The organism is Streptomyces sp. JW3 (assembly GCF_052216785.1).
GTDB lineage: Bacteria > Actinomycetota > Actinomycetes > Streptomycetales > Streptomycetaceae > Streptomyces.
In genome coordinates, this window is sequence record NZ_JBQOUX010000192.1 from 1 (window position 1) to 7,402 (window position 7,402).

Consider the following 7,402-nt stretch of genomic DNA (forward strand, 5'->3'; position numbering starts at 1 on the left):
CGTCCCACCCGGACGGCGGCGGGGCCAGTCCACGCGCACCCCCGGAGGACTGATGTCCACACCCCTCACCGCCGCCGCCCTGGTCGCCGCCCTGCGCGCCGAGGGCGTCACCGTCGTCGAACACGCCGGCTGGCGCACCCACAACCGCAACAGCAAGGGCGCCTGGGGCCCGGTCAACGGCGTGATGATCCACCACACCGTCACCTCGGGCACCGACGCCTCCGTCGCCCTGTGCTACGACGGCCGCTCCGACCTGCCCGGCCCGCTCTGCCACGGCGTGATCGCCAAGGACGGCACGGTGTACCTGGTCGGCAACGGCCGCGCCAACCACGCCGGCAGCGGCGACGCCGACGTCCTGGCCGCCGTCGTCGCCGAGCGCACCACCCTGCCCGCCCCCAACCAGCAGAACACCGACGGCAACGTCCACTTCTACGGCTTCGAGTGCGTAAACCTCGGCGACGGCAAGGACCCCTGGCCCGCCGCCCAGCTCGACGCCATCGCCCGCACCGCGGCCGCGCTCTGCCGCGCCCACGGCTGGTCCGCGGCCTCCGTGATCGGCCACAGGGAATGGACGAACACCAAGATCGACCCGCGTGGCTTCACCATGCCGAGCCTGCGCACCCGGGTCGAAACCCTCCTCGGCAAGAAGCCCACGCCCACCACGCCCACGTACCAGCCCTTCCCGGGCGCCGCCTGGTTCAAGAAGGAGCCCAAGTCGGCGATCGTCACCGCGATGGGCAAGCGCCTGGTCGCGGCCGGCTGCTCGGCGTACGCTTCCGGCCCGGGCCCGCAGTGGACCGACGCCGACCGCAACAGCTACGCCAAGTGGCAGCGCAAGCTCGGCTACTTGGGCACCGACGCGGACGGCTGGCCGGGCGCCACCTCCTGGGCGGCGCTGAAGGTGCCGTACACCGGCGGGACGTGACGCCCGTGTCCGACACCACCAGACGTACCCTCCGCACCATCGTCCAGACCGCCGTCGCCCTGTGCGTCCTGCTGCCGACGCTGGTCGACACGGCCGGCCTGCCCCGCAGTCTGCCCTGGGTCGCGGGCGCCCTGGCGGTGGCCGGCGCGGTGACCCGGGTGATGGCACTGCCCGCAGTACAGTCCCGCCTCCCCGCCTGGCTGCGCACCGCGGCCCCCGAACAGAACGCGACCGAGAAGAGCACGACATGAGCGACGATCAAGCCACCGTGGCCGTCGAACTGGAACGCCTGCGCGGCACGGTGGAAGCGGGCTTCGCCCGGGTCGACGGCTCCCTCGCCCTGCTGGTCCAGCGCAGCGACCAGACCGACAAGCAGCTCGCCGACCATGAAACACGCCTGGACGCCCTGGAACGCTCCCGCTGGCCGCTCGCCAGCATCGGCGTCCTGGCCGCCCTGGCCACGACGGTGGTCACCGCCCTGCAACTGACCACCCGCTGAGCACACCGAGGGGCGGTCGCCCCACCCGACGACCGCCCCTCACACCCCGAACGTGCACCACACCTGCTTCTCGTCGAACCCCGTACGGTGCCACCCCCAGCGCCGCGACACCGCCTCGACCAGCCGCAGCCCCCGCCCGCCCTCACTCCAGGGATCGCCCCCGCCGACCGCCACGGCAGGCTCCCGCTCGGGCGCCTGGTCGAGGACCGTCACCCGCAGCATCGACGGCACGAGGGCCAGCTCAAGACCGGCGAGCCCGCCCCCGTGCCGTACGGCGTTGGTGCACATCTCACTCACCACCAGCTCAACGGTGTCCGCGAGCTCGCCGAGCCGCCACTGCTCGTGCAGCCACACCCGGGTCCGATGCCGCGCCTCGGCGACGGGCCGCACCGGATCGAGAGCGGAGACGTCCCAGCCGACACGGGTCGGGGTGGCATCGAAGCGGCAGTCCATCGGGCACCTCGCGGAGGTCGAAGAATGGCTTGCGCCGCACAGTAGCGACTTCCCCCAACACGTGAGACGCCATTCACCCCAACGAGTTGAGTCCCGGTGTTCGATGGACGAGCCCGACATGGGTGGGCAAACTGAGCGCGAGCGAGGAGAGGAAGACATGGCACCCAGGCACGCCCCGACCTTCCGACAGCGCCGTTTCGGCGCTGAACTGCGGCGGCTGCGGGAAGCCGCAGGGATGTCGGCACCACGCGCGGCAGAACTCCTCGGCACCGACCGCACCACCATTTCCAACACCGAAGCGGGCCGTTTCGGCATCAGCGAACAGCGTCTTCGACGCCTGGCCGCCATCTACGAGTGCGACGACCCGACGCTGATCGACGCACTGGCCGGGATGACCGGCGGACGCCGCGCCGGCTGGTGGGACGAGTACCGGGGCAAGGTGCCCCCGGACTTCCTGGACGTGGCCGAACTAGAACACCACGCGGTCCGGCTGCGTACCCTCCAGACAGCTCACCTGCCCGGCATGTTCCACACCGAGGAGCACGCCCGAGCCATCTTCGACCTGTTCATCCCGGCGCTGCCCCGCCTGGAGGTCGAACTGCGGATCGCGCAACGTCTGTCCCGGCACTCCGTGATCACTCGGGAGCCGCCGATGCCGTACGTGGGTCTCATCCACGAAACCGCGCTCCGCATGCAGACCGGTGGCCGCCACGTCACCCGCGCCCAGCTGGAGCACCTGCTCTCGGAGAGCGAGCGGGAGAACGTCTCGCTGCTGGTCATCCCGTTCAGCGCGGGCGGCTTCCCCATGGCCGGCGACTCCGTGCTCTACGCGACCGCCTCCAGCCCGCACCTGGACACGGTGCAGGTGGATGCCCCGACGGGCGCCATCTTCTTCGACGCCCGCGGCCAACTGGCCAACTTCCGGCGCCGTATGGACGCAGTCGAACAACTGGCGTTGAATCGCAGCCAGTCGAGGGACGCCATCCTCGACATTCTCAAGGAGCTGTAGAAGTGCCCGAGGTGAAGTGGACCAAATCCTCGTACTCCGAGGCGTCCGGCAACAACTGCGTGGAGATAGCCGAATCCGGCCCCACCATCCACATCCGCGACTCCAAACACCCCCACCACCCCCACACCACCGTCAGCCGCACCACCTGGACAGCCTTCACCCGCACCCTCTAGAACCCGAACCCGCACCCACACCAAAGGGCGGCCACCCCGCAAGGTGACCGCCCTTCGGCAGCCGGTGCCCCTACGACGGTATGGACGCAGTCGGACAACTGACGTTAAATCATGGACATGCCCGAGGCGAAGTGGACCAAGTCCTCGTACTCCGAGGCATCAGGCAACGCCTGCGTGGAGATAGCCGAATCCGGCCCCACCATCCTCATCCGCGACTCCAAACACCCCCACCACCCCCACACCACCGTCCACCGCACCACCTGGACGGCCTTCACCCGCACCCTCTAGAACCCGAACCCGCACACACGCCGAAGGGCGGCCACCCCGAGAGGTGACCGCCCTTCAGTACGTCAGACCCTGGCCCTACTGGTTGTACGGCCCGTAGTCGTAGTCCTCCAGCGGAACAGCCTGACCCGACCCCGTCCCGAAGGGCGAGTAGTCGATGTCGTCATAGCCGACCGCCGAGTACATCGCGGCCTTGGCCTCCTCGGTCGGCTCCACCCGGATGTTGCGGTAGCGGGACAGACCCGTACCGGCCGGGATGAGCTTACCGATGATGACGTTCTCCTTGAGGCCGATGAGCGAGTCGGACTTGGCGTTGATCGCCGCGTCCGTGAGAACTCGCGTCGTCTCCTGGAAGGACGCCGCCGACAGCCAGGACTCGGTCGCCAGCGAAGCCTTGGTGATACCCATCAGCTGCGGACGACCCGAGGCCGGGTGACCACCCTCCTGCACGACCCGCCGGTTCTCGGTCTCGAACTTCGACCGCTCGACCAGCTCACCGGGCAGCAGCTCCGCGTCGCCGGACTCGATGATCGTCACGCGGCGCAGCATCTGCCGGATGATGATCTCGATGTGCTTGTCGTGGATCGACACGCCCTGCGAGTTGTAGACCTTCTGCACCTCGCCGACCAGGTGGACCTGGACGGCCCGCTGGCCGAGGATGCGCAGCACGTCGTGCGGGTTGGTGGCACCCACGGTGAGCTTCTGGCCCACCTCGACGTGCTCGCCCTCGCTCACCATGACCCGGGCCCGCTTCGAGATCGGGAACGCCGTCTCGTCGCTGCCGTCGTCCGGGGTGACGACCAGCTTCTTGGTCTTCTCGGTCTCCTCGATCCGCACCCGGCCACTGGCCTCGGAGATCGGGGCGACACCCTTCGGGGTACGGGCCTCGAAGAGCTCGACGACACGCGGCAGACCCTGGGTGATGTCGTCACCGGCCACACCACCGGTGTGGAAGGTACGCATCGTCAGCTGGGTGCCGGGCTCACCGATGGACTGGGCGGCGATGATGCCGACCGCCTCACCGATGTCGACCAGCTTGCCGGTGGCCAGCGAACGGCCGTAGCAGTAGGCACAGGTGCCGACCGCGGACTCGCAGGTCAGGACCGAGCGGGTCTTGACCTCCTCCACGCCCAGCTTGACCAGCTGGTCGATGAGCACGTCACCGAGGTCCACGTTGGCCGGCGCGACGACCTTGCCGTCCACCACGATGTCCTCGGCGAGGGCACGGGCGTAGACCGAGGTCTCCACGTCGTCCGTCTTCTGCAGGGAGCCGTCCTCGCCGCGGACGGCGATCTTCAGGCGCAGACCGCGGTCGGTGCCGCAGTCCTCCTCGCGGATGATGACGTCCTGGGAGACGTCGACCAGACGACGGGTGAGGTAACCCGAGTCGGCGGTCCGCAGCGCGGTGTCCGCCAGACCCTTACGGGCACCGTGCGTGGAGATGAAGTACTCCAGCACGGACAGACCCTCACGGAACGAGGCCTTGATCGGACGCGGGATCGTCTCGTTCTTGGCGTTCGACACCAGACCACGCATACCGGCGATCTGACGCATCTGCATCATGTTGCCTCGTGCGCCCGAGTTCACCATCATGAAGATCGGGTTGGTCTTCGGGAAGTTCTCGTTCATCGCCTCGGCGACCTCGTTGGTCGCCTTGGTCCAGATCGCGATGAGCTCCTGCGTGCGCTCGTCCTTGGTGATCAGACCGCGCTCGTACTGCTTCTGGACCTTCTCGTCCTGCGCCTCGTAGCCCTTGACGATCTCCTTCTTCGCCTCGGGCACGACGACGTCGGAGATGGCCACGGTGACACCGGAGCGGGTCGCCCAGAAGAAGCCGGACGCCTTCAGGTTGTCGAGCGTCGCCGCCACGATGACCTTCGGGTAGCGCTCGGCGAGGTCGTTGACGATCTCGGAGAGCTGCTTCTTGCCGACCTCGTAGTCGACGAACGGGTAGTCCTCCGGCAGCAGCTCGTTGAAGAGCGCGCGGCCCAGCGTGGTGCGCAGCGTGAAGACATCACCCTGCTGCCACTCGGGCTCGCCCTCCTCACGGGCCGGCGGCTGCCAGCCGCGCGGCGGGATGGTGCCCACCGGGAAGCGGATGTCGATCTTCGACTGGAGCGACAGCTCGCCGGCGTCGAAGGCCATGATCGCCTCGGCGGCGGAGCCGAACGCGCGGCCCTCGCCCTTGAGGTCACGGCCCTCGCCGTCGGTGGTGAGGAAGAACAGACCGAGGACCATGTCCTGGGTCGGCATCGTCACCGGACGGCCGTCGGCGGGCTTGAGGATGTTGTTCGAGGACAGCATCAGGATGCGGGCCTCGGCCTGCGCCTCCGCGGACAGCGGCAGGTGCACGGCCATCTGGTCACCGTCGAAGTCCGCGTTGAACGCGGTGCAGACGAGCGGGTGGATCTGGATGGCCTTGCCCTCGACCAGCTGCGGCTCGAAGGCCTGGATGCCGAGGCGGTGCAGGGTGGGCGCACGGTTCAGCAGCACCGGGTGCTCGGCGATGACCTCTTCGAGGACGTCGTACACCACGGTCCGGCCGCGCTCGACCATCCGCTTGGCGCTCTTGATGTTCTGCGCGTGGTTCAGGTCGACCAGGCGCTTCATCACGAACGGCTTGAACAGCTCCAGCGCCATCGCCTTCGGCAGACCGCACTGGTGCAGCTTCAGCTGCGGACCGACGACGATCACGGAACGCGCCGAGTAGTCCACGCGCTTGCCGAGCAGGTTCTGCCGGAAGCGGCCCTGCTTGCCCTTGAGCATGTCGGACAGCGACTTCAGCGGACGGTTGCCCGGACCGGTCACCGGCCGGCCACGACGGCCGTTGTCGAAGAGGGCGTCGACCGCCTCCTGGAGCATGCGCTTCTCGTTGTTCACGATGATCTCGGGCGCGCCGAGGTCGAGAAGCCGCTTCAGGCGGTTGTTGCGGTTGATGACACGGCGGTACAGGTCGTTCAGGTCGGAGGTCGCGAAGCGGCCACCGTCCAGCTGCACCATCGGCCGCAGGTCCGGCGGGATGACCGGCACGCAGTCCAGCACCATGCCCTTGGGGCTGTTGCTGGTCTGCAGGAACGCCGAGACGACCTTCAGGCGCTTGAGCGCACGGGTCTTCTTCTGGCCCTTGCCGGTACGGATGATCTCGCGGAGCTTCTCGGCCTCCTCGTCGAGGTCGAAGGACTCAAGGCGCTTCTGCAGGGCAGCCGCACCCATCGAGCCGTCGAAGTAGGTGCCGAACCGGTCGCGCAGCTCGCGGTAGAGCAGCTCGTCGCCCTCCAGGTCCTGGACCTTGAGGTTCTTGAACCGGTTCCACACCTCGTCGAGGCGGTCGATCTCGCGCTGCGCGCGGTCGCGCAGCTGCTTCATCTCACGCTCGGCACCCTCGCGCACCTTGCGGCGCACGTCGGCCTTGGCGCCCTCGGCCTCCAGCTCGGCGAGGTCCGTCTCGAGCTTCTTGGCGCGGGCCTCCAGGTCGGAGTCACGGCGCTGCTCGATCTGCTGGCGCTCGACGGAGACGTGCGCCTCCAGCGACGGCAGGTCGCGGGTGCGGCGCTCCTCGTCGACGAACGTGATCATGTACGCCGCGAAGTAGATGACCTTCTCCAGGTCCTTCGGGGCGAGGTCCAGCAGGTAACCGAGGCGCGACGGGACGCCCTTGAAGTACCAGATGTGGGTGACGGGAGCGGCCAGCTCGATGTGGCCCATCCGCTCACGGCGCACCTTGGCGCGGGTGACCTCGACGCCACAGCGCTCGCAGATGATGCCCTTGAAGCGGACGCGCTTGTACTTGCCGCAGTAGCACTCCCAGTCCCGGGTCGGACCGAAGATCTTCTCGCAGAAGAGTCCGTCCTTTTCCGGCTTGAGGGTGCGGTAGTTGATGGTCTCGGGCTTCTTGACCTCGCCGTGGCTCCACTGACGGATGTCGTCAGCGGTGGCCAGACCGATCCGGAGCTCATCGAAGAAGTTGACGTCGAGCACTATGCGTCAATCCCTCTCAGGGTTGTAAGTCATGGGGTCTGATACGGGGGTCCTGGGGCCGGCCGGGCTCAGTCGAGCCC

Annotated in this window: 8 protein-coding genes; 6 read left to right on the plus strand and 2 right to left on the minus strand. The window is 68.3% G+C overall.

All coding sequences use genetic code 11. The annotated features are described in order from the left end of the window. Window positions 1–52 precede the first annotated feature (52 nt). Genes ACTT8P_RS37585 through ACTT8P_RS37595 form a run of 3 tightly spaced genes read left to right on the plus strand, consistent with a single transcriptional unit; the run spans window position 53 to window position 1,424 of the window. A complete protein-coding gene (locus tag ACTT8P_RS37585) occupies window positions 53–925 on the plus strand; it encodes a peptidoglycan-binding protein (RefSeq protein WP_442836286.1) in 873 nt (290 codons plus the stop codon). 5 nt (window positions 926–930) lie between these two features. Further along, window positions 931–1,176 (plus strand): hypothetical protein, encoded by a 246-nt coding sequence (locus tag ACTT8P_RS37590; RefSeq protein ID WP_442836293.1) that lies wholly within the window; start codon window positions 931–933, stop codon window positions 1,174–1,176. Continuing rightward, the gene (locus ACTT8P_RS37595; RefSeq protein WP_442836287.1) at window positions 1,173–1,424 is read left to right on the plus strand and encodes a hypothetical protein; all 252 of its coding nucleotides are present in this window, start codon (window positions 1,173–1,175) and stop codon (window positions 1,422–1,424) included. Before ACTT8P_RS37590 ends, ACTT8P_RS37595 begins: the two co-directional genes overlap by 4 nt. 39 nt (window positions 1,425–1,463) lie before the next feature. Here the strand turns inward: ACTT8P_RS37595 and ACTT8P_RS37600 are convergent, their stop codons facing one another. Beyond that, window positions 1,464–1,877, minus strand: coding sequence for an ATP-binding protein (locus ACTT8P_RS37600; RefSeq protein WP_442836288.1), 414 nt, complete (start codon window positions 1,875–1,877; stop codon window positions 1,464–1,466). 157 nt (window positions 1,878–2,034) lie between these two features. On the opposite strand from ACTT8P_RS37600, the gene ACTT8P_RS37605 reads away from it, so the two are divergent. The 3 genes from ACTT8P_RS37605 to ACTT8P_RS37615 all read left to right on the plus strand — a co-directional run bounded on the left by ACTT8P_RS37605 (window position 2,035) and on the right by ACTT8P_RS37615 (window position 3,347). Next, a complete protein-coding gene (locus ACTT8P_RS37605; RefSeq protein ID WP_442836289.1) occupies window positions 2,035–2,886 on the plus strand; it encodes a helix-turn-helix domain-containing protein in 852 nt (283 codons plus the stop codon). A 2-nt stretch (window positions 2,887–2,888) separates the two neighbouring features. Continuing rightward, window positions 2,889–3,059 (plus strand): DUF397 domain-containing protein, encoded by a 171-nt coding sequence (locus tag ACTT8P_RS37610; protein ID WP_442836290.1) that lies wholly within the window; start codon window positions 2,889–2,891, stop codon window positions 3,057–3,059. A 111-nt stretch (window positions 3,060–3,170) separates the two neighbouring features. Continuing rightward, entirely contained in the window at window positions 3,171–3,347 is a 177-nt protein-coding gene (locus ACTT8P_RS37615) for a DUF397 domain-containing protein (RefSeq protein WP_442836291.1), read from the plus strand. Window positions 3,348–3,422: 75 nt separating this feature from the next. On the opposite strand, the gene ACTT8P_RS37620 is transcribed toward ACTT8P_RS37615, so the two are convergent. Beyond that, a complete protein-coding gene (locus ACTT8P_RS37620; protein WP_442836292.1) occupies window positions 3,423–7,322 on the minus strand; it encodes a DNA-directed RNA polymerase subunit beta' in 3,900 nt (1,299 codons plus the stop codon). Between the last annotated feature and the right edge of the window lie 80 nt (window positions 7,323–7,402).

What these genes read in the sequence shown, in the direction of transcription:
- ACTT8P_RS37585 (WP_442836286.1), top strand. Translation starts at nt 53, where the DNA reads ATGTCCACACCCCTCACCGCCGCCGCCCTGGTCGCCGCCCTGCGCGCC.
- ACTT8P_RS37595 (WP_442836287.1), top strand. Translation starts at nt 1,173, where the DNA reads ATGAGCGACGATCAAGCCACCGTGGCCGTCGAACTGGAACGCCTGCGC.
- ACTT8P_RS37600 (WP_442836288.1), bottom strand. Translation starts at nt 1,877, where the DNA reads ATGGACTGCCGCTTCGATGCCACCCCGACCCGTGTCGGCTGGGACGTC.
- ACTT8P_RS37605 (WP_442836289.1), top strand. Translation starts at nt 2,035, where the DNA reads ATGGCACCCAGGCACGCCCCGACCTTCCGACAGCGCCGTTTCGGCGCT.
- ACTT8P_RS37615 (WP_442836291.1), top strand. Translation starts at nt 3,171, where the DNA reads ATGGACATGCCCGAGGCGAAGTGGACCAAGTCCTCGTACTCCGAGGCA.